This window comes from Candidatus Effluviviaceae Genus I sp., assembly GCA_016867725.1.
In the GTDB taxonomy this organism is placed as follows: Bacteria; Joyebacterota; Joyebacteria; order Joyebacterales; family Joyebacteraceae; genus VGIX01.
In genome coordinates this window covers 1-18,891 of record VGIX01000022.1, presented here as the reverse complement: position 1 = coordinate 18,891, position 18,891 = coordinate 1, and the positions used below count along the sequence as shown (strand labels likewise).

The 18,891-nt window shown below is 68.7% G+C and carries 14 protein-coding genes; 7 read left to right on the top strand and 7 right to left on the bottom strand.

What is annotated here, in order from left to right; translation table 11 throughout:
- Positions 1 to 33 precede the first annotated feature (33 nt).
- The 3 genes from tolB to FJY74_06255 are packed head-to-tail and all read left to right on the top strand — an operon-like array spanning position 34 to position 2,574.
- Positions 34 to 1,338 (top strand): Tol-Pal system beta propeller repeat protein TolB, encoded by a 1,305-nt coding sequence (gene tolB / locus FJY74_06265; protein ID MBM3307911.1) that lies wholly within the window; start codon positions 34 to 36, stop codon positions 1,336 to 1,338.
- A gap of 58 nt (positions 1,339 to 1,396) precedes the next feature.
- On the top strand, positions 1,397 to 1,915 hold the full coding sequence (pal, locus tag FJY74_06260; protein MBM3307910.1) for a peptidoglycan-associated lipoprotein Pal: 519 nt from the start codon (positions 1,397 to 1,399) through the stop codon (positions 1,913 to 1,915).
- Between the two features lie 53 nt (positions 1,916 to 1,968).
- Entirely contained in the window at positions 1,969 to 2,574 is a 606-nt protein-coding gene (locus FJY74_06255) for a LysM peptidoglycan-binding domain-containing protein (protein MBM3307909.1), read from the top strand.
- A 134-nt stretch (positions 2,575 to 2,708) separates the two neighbouring features.
- On the opposite strand, the gene FJY74_06250 is transcribed toward FJY74_06255, so the two are convergent.
- Positions 2,709 to 3,524: a hypothetical protein gene (locus FJY74_06250; protein ID MBM3307908.1), complete on the bottom strand. Its 816-nt coding sequence runs from the start codon at positions 3,522 to 3,524 to the stop codon at positions 2,709 to 2,711.
- A 280-nt stretch (positions 3,525 to 3,804) separates the two neighbouring features.
- On the opposite strand from FJY74_06250, the gene FJY74_06245 reads away from it, so the two are divergent.
- From FJY74_06245 to FJY74_06235, 3 genes are all read left to right on the top strand, one after another.
- Complete coding sequence (locus tag FJY74_06245) at positions 3,805 to 4,593, top strand: acyltransferase (GenBank protein ID MBM3307907.1); 789 nt, start codon at positions 3,805 to 3,807, stop codon at positions 4,591 to 4,593.
- Positions 4,594 to 4,718: 125 nt separating this feature from the next.
- Positions 4,719 to 5,702, top strand: a complete 984-nt coding sequence (locus FJY74_06240; GenBank protein MBM3307906.1) for a hypothetical protein — start codon at positions 4,719 to 4,721, stop codon at positions 5,700 to 5,702.
- 392 nt (positions 5,703 to 6,094) lie between these two features.
- Positions 6,095 to 6,454 carry a hypothetical protein gene (locus FJY74_06235; protein ID MBM3307905.1) on the top strand — a complete coding sequence of 120 codons (360 nt, stop codon included), beginning with the start codon at positions 6,095 to 6,097 and terminating at the stop codon, positions 6,452 to 6,454.
- A gap of 20 nt (positions 6,455 to 6,474) precedes the next feature.
- On the opposite strand, the gene FJY74_06230 is transcribed toward FJY74_06235, so the two are convergent.
- From FJY74_06230 to tilS, 6 genes are read right to left on the bottom strand one after another with little or no spacing between them, the layout of a single operon-like run.
- Positions 6,475 to 9,150, bottom strand: coding sequence for a DUF2723 domain-containing protein (locus tag FJY74_06230; GenBank protein ID MBM3307904.1), 2,676 nt, complete (start codon positions 9,148 to 9,150; stop codon positions 6,475 to 6,477).
- A 10-nt stretch (positions 9,151 to 9,160) separates the two neighbouring features.
- The gene (locus FJY74_06225) at positions 9,161 to 9,925 is read right to left on the bottom strand and encodes a TIGR00159 family protein (GenBank protein ID MBM3307903.1); all 765 of its coding nucleotides are present in this window, start codon (positions 9,923 to 9,925) and stop codon (positions 9,161 to 9,163) included.
- 31 nt (positions 9,926 to 9,956) lie between these two features.
- Positions 9,957 to 11,174 carry a dihydropteroate synthase gene (gene folP, locus FJY74_06220; protein MBM3307902.1) on the bottom strand — a complete coding sequence of 406 codons (1,218 nt, stop codon included), beginning with the start codon at positions 11,172 to 11,174 and terminating at the stop codon, positions 9,957 to 9,959.
- A 3-nt stretch (positions 11,175 to 11,177) separates the two neighbouring features.
- A complete protein-coding gene (ftsH, locus tag FJY74_06215; GenBank protein MBM3307901.1) occupies positions 11,178 to 13,193 on the bottom strand; it encodes an ATP-dependent zinc metalloprotease FtsH in 2,016 nt (671 codons plus the stop codon).
- Between the two features lie 50 nt (positions 13,194 to 13,243).
- The gene (gene hpt, locus FJY74_06210) at positions 13,244 to 13,774 is read right to left on the bottom strand and encodes a hypoxanthine phosphoribosyltransferase (protein ID MBM3307900.1); all 531 of its coding nucleotides are present in this window, start codon (positions 13,772 to 13,774) and stop codon (positions 13,244 to 13,246) included.
- Complete coding sequence (gene tilS / locus FJY74_06205) at positions 13,746 to 15,179, bottom strand: tRNA lysidine(34) synthetase TilS (protein MBM3307899.1); 1,434 nt, start codon at positions 15,177 to 15,179, stop codon at positions 13,746 to 13,748. Before tilS ends, hpt begins: the two co-directional genes overlap by 29 nt.
- Before the next feature lie 278 nt (positions 15,180 to 15,457).
- Between tilS and FJY74_06200 the strand changes: the two genes are divergently transcribed.
- A partial coding sequence (locus tag FJY74_06200) for a VCBS repeat-containing protein (protein MBM3307898.1) occupies positions 15,458 to 18,891 on the top strand: 3,434 nt, incomplete at its 3' end.

Sequence of the window (18,891 nt, the reverse complement as noted above, 5' to 3'; positions counted from 1 at the left end):
CCCTCGAGCGTGTCTTCGGCAGGGGGGTTGACCATGGCAGGTGCTCTCAGACGCGCGCTCGGCGCGGCAGCGTTCATGGCTCTCACGCTCGTTGCTGCGACGCAGGCGGCGGCGCCGGAGGTGCACCTCAGCATCACGAAGGGGTTCGGGGAGAAGGTGACCATCGCGGTCCCGCTCTTCCGGGGGACCGCCGGCGCCGCGGCTCCCGCCGACATGCGCAGCGTGCTCTCGAGCGACCTCAGGTACTCGGGCTACTTCAACGTCGTTGAGAACCTCGCGTTCGTAGACGACGTCGAGGCGGACGACCGACGCACGGGCCGCGTGCAGTTCCGGGAGTGGCTGGCGCTTGGGGCGGAGGTCCTCGTGAGGGGTGACGTCGCGGTGAGGGGCGAGGACCTTGTGCTGGAGGCGCAGGTGTTCGACCTCGGAGCGGGCCGGTCGATCTTCTCACGCCGGTACGCGAGCCAGCCGGCCCAGTGGAGAGCGACGGTGCACGAGCTTGCAGACGACATCGTGCGGCATTTGACGGGGGAGAGGGGGATCGCGCGGACCAAGATCGCGTTCGTGTCCAACGTGACGGGCACGAAGGAGATCTACGTCATGGACTACGACGGGGAGAACGGAAGGCGGCTGACCAAGGACGGGCTCGCCGCGCTGTACCCCTCCTGGTTCGGCGACAACAGCGCGGTCGCGTACACGCGCTTCAGGAACAGCGGTCAGGAGGGTGTGGCCATCGACGTGCGGACGGGCGTCGTGCGGCGGCTGACGTCGTTCCCCGGTCTCAACGCGTTCATCAGCGTGTCGCCCAAGGGGAACGAGCTCGCGATGACCCTCTCCCGCGACGGCAACCCCGAGATCTACCGCCTGCGCTCGGACGGGAGCGAGCCGCGCAGGCTGACGTACGGCTCATCCACCGAGTCCTCCCCGTGCTGGTCGCCAGACGGCCGGCGACTGGCCTTTGTGTCGGACCGGTCGGGCTCCCCGCAGATCTACGTGATGAGCGCGGCCGGGGGGTCGGAGGAGCGCCTGACGTACCAGGGGTCCTACAACACGTCGCCGAGCTGGTCCCCGAAGGGCGACCTCATCGCCTACACGGCCCGCGTCGAGGGCGTCTATCAGATCTGCACGGTGGACGTGGACACGAAGAAGGTGGTCCAGCTCACGACGGGGGCGGGCAACAAGGAGGACCCCTCGTGGGCGCCGGACGGAAGACACATCGTCTATTCCGTCCGATCCAAGGGAAAGACCGACCTGTATGTGCTTGACATCCATGACCTCACACAGGTTAGACTCACGAGCGGCGCCGGGGACCACGAGAGCCCGGCGTGGTTACACTGACCCCCCTGATCGGAGAGGAGCGCAGCAGACACACAACGTCAGCCAACGGAGGCAGGAGATGCGGAGAGACAGCCGTCAGTTCCTCGTTCTGGTTCTCGTGATCGCGGCCGCCGTCGCGCTCAGCGGCTGCGGCAAGAAGCGTGTGGCTGAGCCTGTGGCGCAGCCCATGGACACACAGGCCCTGCGGGGGGACGACCTGCCGCTGACGGACCGCGACGAGACCATCTACGTCGAGCCCGGCGCGGGGGTGTTCGAGAACATCCACTTCGAGTTCGACAAGTACCGGATCCGCTCCGAGGACGAGCCGATCCTCCAGCGCATCGCACGGTGGCTCAAGGAGAACGAGAGCATCAGGGTGCTCATCGAGGGTCACTGCGACGAGCGCGGCACGAACGAGTACAACATGGCGCTCGGCGAGCAGCGCGCGCTCGCTGCTCGGCGCTACCTCGTGGGGCTCGGCGTCTCCTCGGACAGGCTGGTCACCATCAGCTACGGCGAGGAGCGGCCACTCGACAGGGCGAGCAACGAAGATGCGTGGGCGAGGAACAGGCGCGCCCAGTTCTCCGTCTCGCAGTAGCAGCGGTCCCTTCGGACGGACGAGGACGACGCATGGATCTCACGGGCTTCAAGATGGGGAAGGCAGGATCCCTGTCCGCGGCAGCGCTCGTGGCGACGGCTGTTCTGCTGTCGGGGTGCGGCACGGGCGGGATCGCCGTGAAGAAGGACATCTGGGACGCGCAGGAGGAGTTCTCGACGCGCCAGGCCGGGCTGTCCGAGAAGGTGCTCCAGCTCGAGGGCCGGATCGGCGGTGTCGAGGAGAGCGTCGCTGCGCTGGAGCATAGGATCGGGAATTTGTCCTCGCAGGTCGCCGGGATCGACGCGCAGCTCGCCCGAGGACTGGAGGCGGTCAGGAGCGGCCAGCAGCAGCTCGGCATCGAGCTCGAGGGCAAGATACGCTCCACCGACGCAGCCCGGAAGAGCGATCGCGACGACGTCCTGCGAAGGCTCGAGATCGTGCTCGACGAGGTGACCAAGGAGAACAAGCGGCTGACCGCCGAACTCGATGCGGTCAAGGCTGCGACCTCAGACGGCAGCTCGCACACGGTCTCGCGCGGGGAGACGCTGGCCGGCATCGCGGCGAAGTACGGCGTGACCGTGTCCGCGCTCATGTCTGCGAACAGCATCTCCGATCCGAACCTGATCCGGGTCGGGCAGAAACTGGTCGTCCCGCGGTGACCCTCCCACGGCGCGCCGGCGCCGTGTGGGGCCGGTGGCGTGGCATCGACCGGGCGGAACGACGCGTGAAGCACGAGGGCCCTCCAGGTTCCTGGAGGGCCCTCGCTTCTCGGTGGCCGGGCGGACGCGGTCGCCTACGCCGGCGGCGTGAACTCGAACGCCGGGTCGATCTCCCTGAGGCGGTCCGCCTGCTCCCTGAGGCGCGCAGCGATCTCCGGCTGCCGCGTCTTGAGCCAGGTGTGATAGGTGTCGAGGAACTCGTCGCGGAGGCTCTCCAGCGCCTCGTCCCGGCGGATCTCCTCGATCGTGCGGTCGAGGTGGAAGAGCTCGCCGGACGAGTACCTGTGGATGAACCCGAGGTACTGCCCCCGCATGTAGGAGAGGATCCTCACGTAGCCGTCGATCCCGTCCGAGAGCTTCCGGAGCGTCGCCGCGACCGCGCAGGCTCCGCCCTCGAGCTTCGCCGCCAGCGACGAGGCCACGGCGTAGTACGCAGCCGCCCGCCCGATGTACGCCTCCTTCGGCGTGTGGAACGCGGAGCAGCGGTTGTACCGGCGCCGCTCGAACAGGTCGAAGACGGCGACGGACATGAGGAGGAAGTCGGCGGTGGAGCGATAGACCATGTACCGGCCGCGCAGATCGGGGCTGCTCTCGATCATGCGATGGAGGCTCGCATCGTCGGCGGCGACATAGCGGCCGACCCTCTCGATGTACTGGGAGTCGATGTGCGCGTTGAGGAGGTGCGCGAGGTAGACGTTGACGTCCTCGTCGTGAACGCGGGAGTTCGACTCGAGGCCCGTGTGGACGCGCGAGTGCAGGAGGCAGTTCAACATGAAGAAGTACGACGTCTGGACGTCGCCGCCGACCTCGAGCTTCCTCCGCGGCTTGCGGCGGAGCGAGGCCCGTGTGACGGTCCTTCTCATGTTGCTGTGGCGGGAATGGTCTGTCATGACGCCCCCGTCTCCGCTGTGCCCGCCTCTGCGCTTGCGGCCCCTAAAGCAAGTTCTGTACCATGCGAACTGTGGCGGTGAGCGCTCCCTCAGTCCTCTGGTGGGGAGCAGTCGCCACCTGCGGCACGCGCTTGCTCTGGCACGGAGGTTCTGCAAGAAGCTGGCCGCGAGGGCATGGTGAGTGGGGAGGGGGCGCGGAGCTGGGGCGCGCGCGCAGGCGTTACTTCCTGCTATCGTGCGAAGACTGCGCAGACACGGAAGAGTGTGGGGAGGACCGGCTATGAGGGCCGCGGCAGTTCAGTTCGCTCCGGCGTTCGGCGAGGTCAGGCCGAACCTCGACGGCATGCTCGCCATGGCCGCGCACGTGGAGGCGGATCTCCTCGTGTTCCCGGAGCTCGCTCTCTCCGGGTACGTGTTCGCCACGCCGAGCGAGGTTCTCGAGCTGTCCCAGGCGGCGGACGCCCGGGAGCTGGACGAGATCGCGGAGGCGGCGGCCGCCAGGCGCGCGACCTTCGTCGTGGGCTTCGCGGAGCGGGCCGGGCGCGCCGTGTTCAACTCGGCGCTCCTTGCCGGACCAGACGGGACGCGGGCGATCTACAGGAAGATCCACCTCTTCGACAGGGAGAAGGCCCTGTTCGCGCCGGGCGACAGGCCGCCGGAGGTCGTCGAAGTGGCCGGCGTGCGATACGGCCTCATGGTCTGCTTCGACTGGATCTTCCCGGAGACGGCGAGAACGCTCGCGCTCCTGGGTGCCGACGTGTTGTGCCATCCGGCCAACCTCGTGCTGCCCTTCTGCCAGGACGCCATGATCACGAGGTGCATCGAGAACCGCGTGTTCTCCGTCACGGCCAACAGGATCGGGACGGAAGCGAGGGCCGGAACGGCCCTGACCTTCACGGGGATGAGCGAGATCGTCTCGCCGCGAGGCGCGGTCCTGGCGCGGGGCAGCGTTGACCGGGCTGAGATCGTCACCGCGGACGTCGACCCGGCCGCCGCGCGGGACAAGATGATCACGGCGTCGAATCACGTCCTCGACGACAGGCGAACCGACCTCTACCGCCTGAGATAGGCCGCAGGCAAGCGGCTTCCCCCTGGCATGCTCCTTGCACGACCGGGAGGCGCCGAGGGCTGTGCGCGTCCACAAGCACAGTCCGCGCGGCGTGTCATGGGACTCGAGTCGTGTCAGGAGGCGTGATGGACCGCTCCGGACCGGGGATCGCGATCAAGATCGTCCTCGCGGCGGTCGTCGGCGTCGTGGTCCAGGACGTCGTGCTCCTGGCACTGGTGTCGAACGGCGCCGATCCGGGCGAGATGATGATCGCCCTCGGCGCCGTGCTCGCGCTCACGCTCGTCATCGCTGCGGTGTGGGGGAGCGCCGTCGCCGGCGCGCTTCGGCAGCTCGCCAGGTCGTGCTACGTCGCGCGCAAGGGCGACACGAACGTCCTGCTGCGGCTCCCTCGCGCCGACGAGATCGGGCAGGTCAACGAGGAGATCAACAAGCTCGTTCTTCTGCTCAAGGAGTTCACGGAGGAACGGTCCTGGCTCGCGTCGACCGCGGGCGTCGCGGACGCGGTGGACCAGGCCGCGCCGGACCTTCTCCGAACCTCGCAGGATGTCATCGTCTCGCTGAAGGAGCTGCGCGAGGGAGCCGCCGCCGACGGAGCGATCCTCGGGCGGCTTGCCCTCAAGTCCGAACAGGCGCGGCAGCTGATGGAGCGGGTCGCGCGCCCGACCGGTGCGCGGGGCGGCCCCGACGAGATCGCAGAGAGGCTGAGCGCGCTTGCCGGGTTGTCGCGCGAGGTGGAGCTCCTGGCCGACCAGGTGGTCGACGAGGTCGCGAGGCCGACGATTGACGAGGCGGCGCTGGCCCGCGGCGTGAACGGCCTGCGCGACGCGGCACGGACGATCGTCGAGGTCGCCGGACAGGCGATCCCGCACCTCGAGCAGCGGCGGATGGATGCGGAGGCGGCGGAGCGAGCGGCCGAGAACATGCGGTCGGCAGGCGCGGAGGCTCAGGACGGCATCCGCGTGGCCGAACTGATGGAACGGAGCGCGGCGTCGGGCATGAGCGCGGCGTCGCGGCTTGCTTCGTCCCTCCGGCGGATCGGGGTCGCGCTTGAGGTGTACGCGGACCGGCGGAGGCTCGGGCTCGACGGAGGACGGCCGCCGAGGGCGTGAACCCCCGCTCGTAGCAGGCCGCCACCGCGGCGACTGCAGGCGGCCTCAGCACCTCGGCGAAGTGTCAACAGGATTGACGAAGGGGCGGGTCGCATCGTCGGCCCGCCCCTTCCCGTTTCTGCCGGTGAGGGGCGCAACTGATTCGCTCACAAGTTGTTACGGCGACGGTGCTCGCGGGACGCCGGGTCGTCTCCGGGTGTGGTACGCGCGTTGCTCGGGAGGGCACGCGTTCGAAGGGTCCGGGGGGCGGCGGGGCAGGGTCGGCACCGGTATGTGCGGCGGTATCGGTGGTGGGACGGGATGCGGGGTCGGATGGGCGCGGCCCGCTCCGGCACCCCCTGGACGGGCGCTCAAACGACGGTGCGCGGGTGTCTCTCTGACGGGGCGTGGACATGGTGTGGACGTGGCCGGGTGATGTCGAGCGTCTGAACGGCCTGCTCGCCGACGATCTGGTCTTCCTCGTCGTGGATCCCAGCCTGACGAGATCGCGCGCAGATCCCCGTGGCGCAACGCAGCCGAGGACGGCCTCGGGGATTCTCGTGGTGCGCTCGGCGGGGGGGGCGGAGCGGCGGGCGTCGTCGTCGATCGCGCGCCCGGCAAGCCGCCGCGCGGGGCTCGCTGCCCTCTCGGCCTGCCTCGCCGAGTGCGCCATGAGCCTTGGGCTCGGCACGGGCGTCTACCGCGGCGCGGCCTGTCGCGAGCGGCGTGACGCCTGCGCTCCGGCGCTCCGGCGCGGCGACCAGGCGCGGTAAACCGAGGCAGCCCTCGCGCTCTACTGGCCGGCGGCCTGCTGCCTGCCGTACTCGAGCGCCTGCTGGAAGTCGTCCGGGGCGTAGCGCTGCCACAGGTCGAGCACGCCGTCCAGCTTCTGCTGCTGACCCAGTCGCTCGTAGATGGCCACGAGCGGCGGGTAGATCTCGCGCCTTGAGGCCGACCGTCCGAGAAGCCGCTCGTACCCGCGCATCGCCTCCTCGTAGTGGCGCGTGGCCTGCTCCGTCTGCCCCGCCATGTCGAGCCGCTCCGCCATCATGAGGTGGACGCCGCCGAACCGGATCCACGCCTCGTCGTCGCCGGGCTGTGCCGCGATGAGCTGGTCCACGAGCGGCAGCGCCTTCTCGGGCTGACGGAGCCCGACAGCGTAGATCGCGATGAGCCCGTTCAGGGCCGGACTGTAGTCCGGCGCGAAGCGGAGGGAGATGTCGTAGTAGCGGATGGCCTCCTCGAACCGCGGCTCGGGTCCCTGCGCGGCGGCGAACCCCAGCCGCGAGAAGCCGGCGGCGTAGTTCGTGATGAGCCGGCGCGTGTCCGACGCCTTGTACACCTCCGTGATGACCCGCCAGTCGTCGTCCTTGTCGACGATGCTGTCGTACCGGTAGTTCTCGAAGGCGTTCTTCTTCGTCCTCTCCACGTTGATCTGGTGGCGGCCCGTCGTCGGCACGAGGCGGAAGACCATGCCCTCGAGCTCGAGGTTGTCGTAGTAGCCCATGAAGTCCTCGATGGTCACCGCGAAGTAGATCGGGCGGGACCATCCGACCTCCCGGACGATGTCGTGGAGGACGATGTCGCGAAGCGTGACGAGCTTCGGCTCGCGCGTCTCGGGGTCGCGGATCCAGTACGGGCGCATCGCCTCGATCTCCTCGTACGAGAAGCTCATCGGGATGCCGCGGTCCTTGAGCTGCTCGACGTACCAGTTGATCTGGATGAGCGAGAGGTTGACGACCTCGACGTCCTTGCGTACCCCCTCGACCTCCTGGAGGTACCAGAGGGGGAAGGTGTCGTTGTCGCCGTTCGTGATGAGGATCGCGTTCGGTTCGAGGAAGTTGATCAGGTTCCAGCCGTAGTAGTGGGCGACGTAGTTGTCGCTGCGGTCCATCACCCGGTGCTGCGTGGTCAGCGGGATCAGCGAGAACGCGACGAGCGCGCCCGAGAGCGCCACGCGGTAGGACCTGCCGAGCTTGCCGGCCCATTGCACGATCGCCCCCGCGCCGATCCCCATCCACATCGCGAGCCCGACGTACGAAGGCACCCAGAAGTACTCCCTCGGCCGGACCTCGCGATCGGAGATGTTCATGTAGAGCAGAAGCCCCAGGGACGAGATGAGATTGGCCGTGAGCATCATCGCGAACGTTCGGCGGTCTCGCCGGGCGTGCGCGATCGCTCCCCACACGGCGAGGGCGAGCGTCATCGGCCAGATGACCCGCGCTCCGGGCTGGCCGGCGAACTGCTGCTCGTAGTAGCCCCAGAGGATCCGGAACTGGTTGGGGAACGGGGTCCTCCGCGGGAAGAACCGCATGGGCTCGTACTGCTTCCTGCGCATCACGTCGAGCACGAGGCTCCACGTCTTCGGGTCCGACTCGTTGATGGCGGGCTTCAGGCGCGCCCGGATGAGCAGGTACGCATGGACCGAGAGCGCGAGCGCTGCGAGCACGGCGATGGACAGGACCATCCGCGCGGGGATCTCCGGGCGATCCACGCGCCCCGTGCGGAGAAGCCAGACGAACGCGTAGATCGAACCGACCGACACGGCGGCGGCGAGGATGAACCAGCCCGCGGCGGCGCCGCCGTAGCTCGCGGCGGACGTGAAGAACGCAATCACCTGGACCACGAGGAGCGCCATCGTGAGATGCGTCGGCAGCACGGCGGGATGTTCCTTGCGCCCCCGACCCTTCCTCTTCGTCTCCTCACGCTTGGGCCAGAGGGCGGGGACGGCGTAGAACACCGTGACGGCCAGCCACAGGATCCAGATCCCCACGGCTCCCCGCGCCGCGCCCTTCGAGAGCAGCAGGAACCCCATGCCGAGCGGCACGGAGAGGAGGACGATGCCGAGGAGGTTGCTCTCGAAGAGGATGACGAACAGGAGGTAGGCCGGGGCCCAGAGCAGGCAGCCGAGGTGCGTCCCGACGCCGAGCGCGAGGAGGTAGACGACGAGGTGGAGCATCCTGCGGTCCCGGGGAACGTCCCGGATCTCGGTCCACCGCATGACGAGCCAGAGCGTCAGCGTCATCGTGACGATGTTCGTCGCGTACACCTCCGACTCGAGCGAGTTCTCCCAGAAGCTGTAGGAGAAGGCCGCAAGGAGGCAGGCGGTGATCCCGGCGACGTAGGTCGGCAAGGCCTCCGCGAACGACGAGACCTTCCCCTCCCAGCGGCGGGCCATGCGGGCGATCGAGAAGTAGAGGAAGGCGATGGCCAGCGCGCCGGCGAGCACGGACTGGAAGTTCGTCGCGCGCGCGACGTTGCTGAACGGGAGGATCGAGAAGAGCCTCGAGATGAGCGTGAACACCGGGGACCCCGGGGGATGCCCGATGCCGAGGGTGTAGCCGACGGCGATGAACTCCCCGTTGTCCCAGAACGCCACGACCGGAGCGGTCGTCATCATGTAGATGGCGAGCGCGAGCGCGGCGAGGGACCAGCCGATGATCCGGTTCACTCTCTCGTGCGGGTACATCGCTTCTCCTCTAGCTTGATGTGGAGGCCTGCGACGGCGCGAGAAGCTGGCTCAGGCGCTCCCTCAGCCCTGCCGTCGAGACTCCGCTCGAGATCTGCCCGCCGACGGCGAGCGAGATCCGCCCCGTCTCCCCGGAGACCACCACGACGACGGCGTCGGTCTCCTCCGTCAGGCCGACGGCGGCCCGGTGTCTCGTGCCCAGCGTGCGGACGTAGTAGGGGTTCTGGGACAGCGGGAGCGTGCAGCGAGCGGCGACGATGTCGTTGCCGTTCACGATGACCGCCCCGTCGTGGAGAGGCCCGGGCGGAGTGAACACGGAGACCAGAAGGTCGGCCACGCACGGCGCGCTCAGAATGACGCCCGTCTGGTGGTAGTTGGTGAGCCGCGCCTCCCGCTCGAACGCGATGATGCACCCGACCATCCGCTTCGACATCGCGCCCACCGCCGACACGATGGTGTCGATGGCCTCCTCCTCCTCGAACCTGACAAGCGGCCGGAAGAGCCTGGTCTGTCCGACCTGTCCAAGGAGCCTCCGGATCTCCTCCTGGAAGACGATGACGAAGATGATGACCCAGATCCCCTTGAGCCCCGACATGAGCCAGTTTAGAGCGTTGAGCTTGAGCCAGCTCGCGACGAACCCCACCGCGAAGATGGCGAAAAGGGAGAGGAGCATGCCCATCGCCCGCCGGCCGCGGAGAAGCAGCAGCACATGGTAGATGATGAAGGCGACGATCACGATGTCCGCGACATCGGCGACGAGCTGCCAACCGGACATGGGCACGCCTCCCGTTACCGCTGCGCCCGGCTCATGCGGGCGAGGACAAGCAGGCCTCGACGATCCTGGCCGCCCTTGCGACAGGCTTCACGTCGTGAACGCGGAGGATGCGCGCGCCCTGGGCGACCGCGTAGGCGGCCGCGGCGAGCGTCCCTTCCAGCCGGTCATCCACCTGAAGGTCGAGGATCCGGCCGATGAAGCCCTTCCGCGACGGGCCCACGAGGATCGGCTTCCCCAGCGCTCTGAGCTCCGGGAGGTGGCGGAGGATCGCGAGATTGTGCGCCGTCGTCTTGCCGAACCCGATGCCGGGGTCGACGACGATCTGATCGTCCGCGACGCCCGCTGCCTTGGCGACGGCGATCGCGCCGGCGAGGAAGTGCGCGATCTGCCCCATGAGGTCGTCGTAGCTCGGGTCGTCCTGCATCGTGGCCGGCGTGCCCTGCATGTGCATGAGGACGCACGCGGCGTCGAAGCGCGCCACGACGCGCGCGACGGCCGGGTCCGCTGTGAAGGCCGTGATGTCGTTCACGATGGACGCGCCGGCCTTGAAGGCCTCCTCCGCGACCTTCGCGCGCGCCGTGTCCACGGAGATCGGCCCGTGCCACGCCTCGTGCACGCGCTCGACGACGGGCACGACGCGCTTGAGCTCCTCGCTCTCCGGAATGCCCTGGGACCCCGGGCGGGACGACTGCCCGCCGACGTCGATGATGTCGGCTCCATCCTCGGCCATCTCGAGCGCGTGGTCGAGCGCCTCGGACGGCTGAAGGAACCGGCCGCCGTCGGAGAACGAGTCGGGCGTGACGTTCAGGATGCCCATGACGTGGACCTTCTTGGCGAGGTCCATGTTGTGATGGCGCGCTCGGAGGACGAGGCGCGGCTTCGGGCTGAGCGCGGCGAGCGTGGAGACGATGCGCTCGCCGAGCTCGGGGAGCCCGAACTGCTGGTACGAGAGCTTCTGCGCGAGGGACTCGAGCTGCGCGACGGTGCCCATGAGGAGCACGTCGGTGGACTCCACCTCGTGCGTCAGGACGCCGCACGCGACGGCCGCGTCTCCGCCGATGGACAGCATCTGCTGCTTGAGAATGTGCGCCACGGGGACGCTTGCGCCGGCGACCTTGAGGACGACCGTCTGCGCCTTCGGGGCCATCGCGCGGACGCCGGCCTCGGAGACGCCGATCTTCCGCATCTCGCGCGCCGCGTCCTCCGGGGCGCTGATGAGCAGGACCCTGGGCGAGAGCACGTCGGCCATCGGCTACCTGTCCTTGAGAGGTTCGGCGGCCTCGTCGCCCGCGCCGGCGGGCGGCGCGGGAAAGGAGGCGGCCGCGTCCGGCGCCGGGGCCGGAGTCGGCGGCGTCTTGCCGAAGAGACCGTCGATCTCGGCGCCGGTCAGCGTCTCCCGCTCGAGGAGCGCCTTGGCAAGGAGGTGCAGCTTGTCGCGGTTGTCCGAGAGGAGCGTCCGCGCGCGCTCGAGGGACGAATCGATGAGCTTGCGGATCTCCTGATCGATGAGAACGGCCGTCGCTTCGCTGTAGTCCTTCACGCGTCCCATCTCCCTGCCGAGGAAGACGTGGCGCTCCTCCTTGCCGAACGTCACGGGGCCGAGCGTGTCGCTCATGCCCCAGTTGCAGACCATCCACCTCGCGACCTCCGTCGCGTGGTCGATGTCCTGCGCGGAGCCGCTCGTGATCTCGCCGATGGCGATCTCCTCGGCGGCGCGGCCGGCGAGCGCGCGGGCGAGGGCGTCGATGGCGTACTGCCGCTTGACCATCCGCCGCTCGTCCACGGGGAGCGTGTGCGTGACGCCGAGCGCGTGCCCGCGGGGGATGATGGTCACCTTGTGGATCGGGTCGGAGCCGGGGATGAGCCACGCGATGAGCGCGTGCCCGGCCTCGTGGTAGGCCGTCGTGCGGGCCTCCTCTTCGGACAGGATGACGCTCTTGCGCTCCATGCCGAGCATGATCTTGTCCTTGGCGTCATCGAAGTCCTGGGCCGCCACCGCGTCGCGGTTCCGGCGCGCCGCGAGAAGCGCGGCCTCGTTGACGAGATTGGCGAGGTCGGCGCCCGACAGGCCCGGCGTGCCGCGCGCGACGACCTCGTAGTCCACGTCCGCGGCCACCTTGACGCCGCGCGCGCTCACCTCGAGGATCTTCTTCCTTCCCTGGAGGTCCGGCTGGTCGATCACGATCTGGCGATCGAACCGGCCGGGCCGGAGGAGCGCGGGGTCGAGCACGTCGGGCCTGTTCGTGGCCGCGAGGAGGATGACCCCCTCGTTCGACTCGAACCCGTCCATCTCGACGAGAAGCTGGTTGAGCGTCTGCTCGCGCTCGTCGTGGCCGCCGCCGAGCCCCGCGCCGCGCATGCGGCCGACCGCGTCGATCTCGTCGATGAAGATGATGCACGGAGCGTTGGTCTTGCCCTGCTCGAAGAGGTCGCGCACGCGGGCGGCCCCGACGCCGACGAACATCTCGACGAAGCTCGAGCCGCTGATCGACAGGAACGGCACGTTGGCCTCTCCCGCGACGGCGCGCGCGAGAAGCGTCTTGCCGCTCCCCGGCGGCCCGACGAGGAGCGCGCCCTTCGGGATCTTGCCGCCGAGGCGCTGGAACCTGTGCGGCGCGCGGAGAAACTCGACGATCTCCTCGAGCTCCACCTTGGCCTCGGGGAGCCCGGCGACGTCGTTGAACGTCACCTTCGGCCGGTCCTCCGTCAGGAGGCGGGCACCGCTCTTCCCGAAGCTGAACGCCTTGCCCGGACCCATGCCGCCGCGCATGGAGCGCATGATGAAGATCCAGAACGCGACGATGACGATGAGCGGCAGGATCGAGAAGAGCACGCCGCCCCAGTTCGTGGAGGGTGGGCGTCCCGTGATGTCGGCCGCGGGGTTCTTCTCGCGCATGACGCGGACGAACTCAGGGTCCTCCGTCGGAAGCCAGGTCTTGAAGCGCGTGACCGTGACCTCACGGCCGCCCTGCGTCACGACGAGCGGGGTCACGAACTCGCCCTTGACCTCACGGTCGATGAGATCGGCGCTCCTGATGTTGCCCGCCTCGATCTCCGCCATGACCTGGGTGTACGAGACGTCGACCGCCTGGGGCCGGCCCTGGACGTAGAGCTGGTACGCGACGATGGCGAGGAAGAGGAGCACGATCCACGCGAGGAACGGGTTCCTCGCGCGCGGCTGCGGGGCGAGCTTCCGCGAGAGCTCGTCGCCCCGCCCTCGCTGGGAGTTCTTCCGCCCACCGCCGGGACGGCCGGCGTCCGGCGGCATCTCGCCCGGCGCCATGGTCGTCCTCCGGCCGGCATCGCTCGGTTCGCGCGTCACGGGATCTCCTCGTCGTCGAGCACGGCGATGTGGGGGAGGTTCCTGTACTTCTGGGCGAGGTCCAGTCCGTAGCCGACCACGAACTTGTTCGGGACGACGAACCCCACGTAGTCCAGCGCCAGCTCAACCTCGCGGCGGCCGTGGCGGTCCAGAAGCGTGCAGATCTTGACGCTCTTCGTGTGCCGCGTCTTGAGGTTCTCGATGATGTACTGGAGCGTGTGGCCGGTGTCCACGATGTCCTCGACGAGAAGGACGTGGCGGCCCGTCACGTCCTGCGAGAGGTCCTCGAGGATGCGGACGACGCCGGAACTCGAGGTGCCGTCGCCGTAGCTCGAGACCTCCATGAAGTCGATCTCAACCGGGAGCTCGATGGCCCTGATGAGGTCCGCGAGGAACACGACGCCGCCCTTGAGCACGTTCACGAGGATGGGCGGGTCATCGGCGTAGTCGCGGGTGATGCGCTCGCCGAGCTCGGTCACGCGGCGGCGGATCTGGTCTTCAGTGAGGAGAACCTTCCCGAGTTCCAGGGGTCGCCTCCTGTCGCCGCGCCTTGAGCGCGAGGACGGTCCCCGTCCTGTCCGTCACCGGCGCGCGGTCGGCGCGCCGCAGTCCCACCACCCAGAGGATCCCGTCCGCGTCGCAGAGGATCGGCACCAGCGGACGGAAGGAGAACGCGACCTTCTCGTCGATCAGAAGTTCCTTGACGGTCTTCGTGCCCTCGAGGCCGAAGGGCCGGAACCTGTCGCCCTCGCGCCTGGGCCGGAGGACGAGCGGCGGACGGAGGGCGTCCCAGTCGAAGAACGCCTCGGACTCGTCGGCGCTCCGGACGGCGTCCGAAAGCTGCTCCCGCGGCACGAGCGACGCCTCGATGACGAGGTCCGACCCCTCCGGGGCGGTCGAGCCGGGCACGCAGAGCGCCCGCTCCCCGAACTCCGCCTCCTGCCGTCCGCAGGCGATGACGAGCGCGCCGTGCTCGAGTCTCGCCGTGACGCCGCCCGGCAGCTCGACGGAGGCTCCCGCGCGCCCCTCACGCGCCATGCTCAGGACGCCCTCGACGTGGCGGAAGGGGAGCGGCCCGAGGTCGGGGCGGAGCGCCTCGAAGAGCCTCCGGAACACGCACCGGCGTAGGGCCTCATCGTAGTGGCCGAGAGCGGTCGAATCAAGCACAAACTGCCCTAGGCTAGCCCGTTTCACGATGCGGGGCAGCGCCTCGTCGGTGAGTCGGCCGAGGTGGGCGGCGATGTCCGTCATCGCCGTGCCGACGTTCGCGAGCGCCCGCCTCAGGTTCGGGTTGTGCCGCTCGAGGAGCGGCATCACCTCGTTCCGGATCTCGTTGCGGAGGTACTTCGAGTCGAGGTTTGTCGCGTCGGTGCGCCACGGAAGCCCGCGTTCCTCGAGGTACGCCATCACATCGGAGCGCCACACTGCGAGGAGCGGCCTGATGATCGTCCCCTCGCGCTTCGGCGGGATGCCGGCAAGGCCGTCCGGCCCGGCGCCTCGGAGGAGGCGCATGAGCACGGTCTCCGCCTGGTCGTCCGCGTTGTGGCCGGTCGCGATGCGCTGGCAGAACTCGAGCTTCGAGACCTTCACGAGGAACTGGTAGCGGAGCATCCTGGCGGCGTCCTGCGCCGACATCGGCTGCGCGAGCAGGAAGCGCGGGACGCTGACCTCGTCGCAGAAGAAGGGGATCGCGAGGCGCTCGGCGAGGTCGCGGACGAAGGCGGCGTCGGCCCGGGACTCCTCGCCCCGGAAGCCGTGCTCGAGGTGGGCGACCTTGAGCTCGAACTCCAGTTCCTCACGCAGGTCGGCGAGGACGTGGAGCATACAGACTGAGTCGGGCCCGCCCGACACCGCGGCGAGCACCGCGTCGCGCGGGGAGATCATCCCGTAGCGGCGGATGGTGGCGAGGACGGTGGTTCGGACAGACGACATGGATCCCTCCACAGGCGCAGGCGATGAGCGTAGCGGTCGCCGACCTCGTGCGTCAACGCTGGAGGCCGGACGCGCGTGCCACTCCGCTCCCATGCCGGATTCCTCTTGACAAGCTCACGGGGGGGGGGGTAGCTTGTACATGCCGATCGGCGAGAGCCGACGCCACGCGGAGCACGCCGTTGCGGTGTGAGGAGGATGCGGAGATGGAATCTCATCTCTCCCGTTCACCTGCTGTTGCGCTCGCTCGTACCAGGACTCACCATGCCACGGCTGTCATCGTGCTGTCGGCAGCTCTTCTCGCGGCGCCGCGTGCGTCGGGCGGAAAGCTGCAGGACGGCTGGATCTCACTCGACGGCATCACGACCGAGCCGATGCCGCCGACCATTGAGGTCCTGTCGTCGAGCGCGAGCGAAGTTGTCCTGCAGGTGATGATCCCAGGGTTCCTGTGCGAGACCGTGGTCGAGGACACGATGGAGTTCAGGAAGATAACGCTTCCTGGATGCTCTCACTCGCCTGACGTCGGGTACGCGTGTGTTCCCCTCGTCGGACAGCTCATCGCCATCCCGGAAGGAGGCGCGCTTGCCATCCGCGTAGAGGCGGGGGACACCGTGCACTTCGAGGATGCCGCGGTCTACCCAACGCCGGCCCTCGTGGTCGCGCACACGTCCGAGGGCTGGGAGTACCTCGTGGAGGAGTTCCGGCTGGAGCAGGCGTACTACGATAGCGGGTACTACCCACGTGAGGTCGCGCTGGTGGACGGCGAGGGGAGCCTGCGCGGCCAGGGCGTTGCGCGCCTGACGGTGTACCCCTTGCAGTTCGATGGTTCGACTTCCACCCTGATGGCGTACCCCGAGCTTGTGGTGACGATCTCGTGCTCGGGCGGGAGAGGCGGTCTGGGCGAGCCCACGGGGCCGCTGTCGAGGGTGGCAGACCTCGTCCTTGCGAACTACGAAGGCGGGTCGCAACGGGAGGGCGCTCCGGCAGACACGGGCAAGTGGCAGATCTGCGCGTCAGTGGCATGCTGTGAGAGCCTTCAGGCGGACTATCTGATGATCGTCGAGAGCACGCTGCTAGACTCCATCGGCGTGCTGGCGGGGCATCGGGCGACGTGGAACGGCTACAACGTGGCCGTCGTCTCCGATGCCACGGTGGTGGCGAACGCCGACACGTCGGCCATCTCCGACAGGGCGATCAGACGGTTCATCCGCGAGGTGTACGAGACCGCGAGCGCGGAGCACATGTCGGACGGCAGGCTCGGGTACGTTCTGCTTGTTGGCGACGCCAGGAGCGATGCACCTGACAGCCTGATCCCGGCGCATGAACAAGGCACGATCACGACGGACCATTGGTACGCGTGCGTGCATGGGGATGACGAGTACGCCGACGTGATGATCGGCAGGCTGGCAGCAAGTCATGTGTCCGAGCTGATGATCGAGTCGCGGAAGTTCAGGGACTACGAGACGAGCGCGGCCGACACGATGCAGTGGCGGACGAACGCGCTTCTGTCGTGCGGGTTTGCATGGGGAACCGGGCAGGAGTGCTACGAAGGCGACGAGGGCAAGGCAAGGAGCGTGGATGCGGTGTTCCAGGCGACTTCGATACCTGGGTACGCCATCGATGAGGTTCACGCGCATGAGCTGAATGCCGCACCCTGCAAGGACCAGCGAGAGGCCGCGCGGGTCGAGAACATGGAGGCGCTTGAGATCACTGGCTATCACCTCGTCGAGTTGTGCGCCCATGGGTGGCCCGGCGGGACCGAGGCGTTCACGTACGAGGATGCGGACACACTGGAGAACGGCAGCAGACTCGGGTTCTGGATGGTCTACTCCTGCTCGCCGGGCGCGTTTGACTGGGTGGTCGGGGAGGACGGTACAGACTGCCTCGGCGAGCGTCTGATGCACGGCAACGGGATGAACGGCGCGATCGGGTTCTTCGGCGCCACGGAGACGGTGGGGAACTCATGGAAGCACCTCGGCGTCTACATGTGGGAAGCGTTCTTCGACCGCGGGATGGCCACCCCAGGCGAGGCGATCGCCTACGCCAAGCTCAAGAACGGTTCGTGGATCGGTAGGTGGAGCGACGGCCTGAAGTACAACCTCCTCGGCGACCCCGCCATTGACCTGTTCCTCACCGACAGCCAGGGCTACGGCGACCACCCTGACTACGTGGTGACCGGCAGAGACCTGTCGGCCACGCCGGCCCTCCCCTCGTGCGGAGAGCCGACGTATCTCCGCGCGCTCGTGCACAACAGGAGCAACTGCGATCCCGACGGGCCGGTGCCGGTCCTCTTCGAGGTGTGCGAACGCGACGGGTCCGGGTGCTCACCGGTGGACGCGGTCCTCGTGACCGTGCCGGCCTGGGGCTCGTCGCTGGCACAGGTCTCCTGGGTCCCGGGCGGGGGAGACATGGGGCACCGGAGCTTCAGGGTCGTCGTTGACCCGGAGGGGCTCCATCCGGAGCTGCACGAGGGCAACAACGACGCGATGGCCGATCTGGGGGTTCTGCCGAACGCGAGCGGGTTCCCCGTGAGCCTCGGGGGTGACGGCGGGCTCTCGCCCATCGTGGCGGACGTCGACAACGACGGGCATCTCGAGATCGTGGCGGCCGCGCGCGAGCCGGGCACGGTGGCGGCTCTGTCGCACTCGGGCTTGGTCGAGTGGCCCTTCTCCGCGTCCGGCGGTCGGGCGTTGACGGGCCCGGTCGCATGCGGGGACCTGAACGGGGACGGCACGCTGGAACTGGTCGTCTGCTACGGCGACACGGTGCGCGCGTTGAGCGGCACGGGAAGCGCGCTGTGGGGCAGCCCTACAGGCCGTGGGCTCGACAGCGGTGCCGTTCTCGCCGATGTCGTGGGCGGAGACGGCGCGCTCGAGGTCCTCGTGACGCGCTCGTGGACACACCTGCACGTATTCCCGACCCACCTGCAGGCCGCGCTCGACGGGGGCGGGGGAGGCGTGTGCTGGCTCGGTCCGCAGCAGGACGGCTCCACGGCGATCGCGGGGCCGCTGGTGCACAAGACCGGCGCGGCAGGCGACCTGGATGGCGACGGGCTCTGCGATGCCGTGTCCACGCACTTCACCGACAATGACGTCATGGTTCCACACGACCACTGGGTCACGGCGCTCTCCGGGACCAGCGGGGACACGCTCTGGGCCAGGGGCCTCGGGTGCACCCTGGCCGTGCTCCCCTGCGACCCCGTGCTCGCTGACGTCTCCGCGGTGTCCGCCGGGCTGGAGGTGCTCTGCGGGGTCCAGTCGGTGCGGTGCTTCTCGGCGGGCGGGGCGAGGCTGTGGCACGCGCCGCTGTCCGGCTATCTCGGCGGCCTGGCGGTGAGCGATCTGGATGGTGACGGGGCACTTGAGGTTGTGGCCTCGACGTATGGGCTTCCCGGCGCGCCGGACGACTGCGCGGGGTGCGTGTACGTGCTGGGGACGGGCGGGGTGGTTGTGGACTCGCTCGCGCTGGAGTACGCGTCCAAGGCCGCGCCCGTCATCGCGGACCTCGACGGGGACGGCCTGCCCGAGGTCATCGTGACCTCGTCCTGCTACGAGTGGGTGTTGAGCGATACGATGCGGTGGATGTCGCACCTCGAGGCGTTCACGTTCACGCAGGCGGAGACGCTGGCACGGTTCACGGGGCTGCCAAGGCCGCTCCTGTTCCGGGGCGAGCTGACGTCATCGCCGTGCGTCGTTGACGTGGACGGCGACGGCCT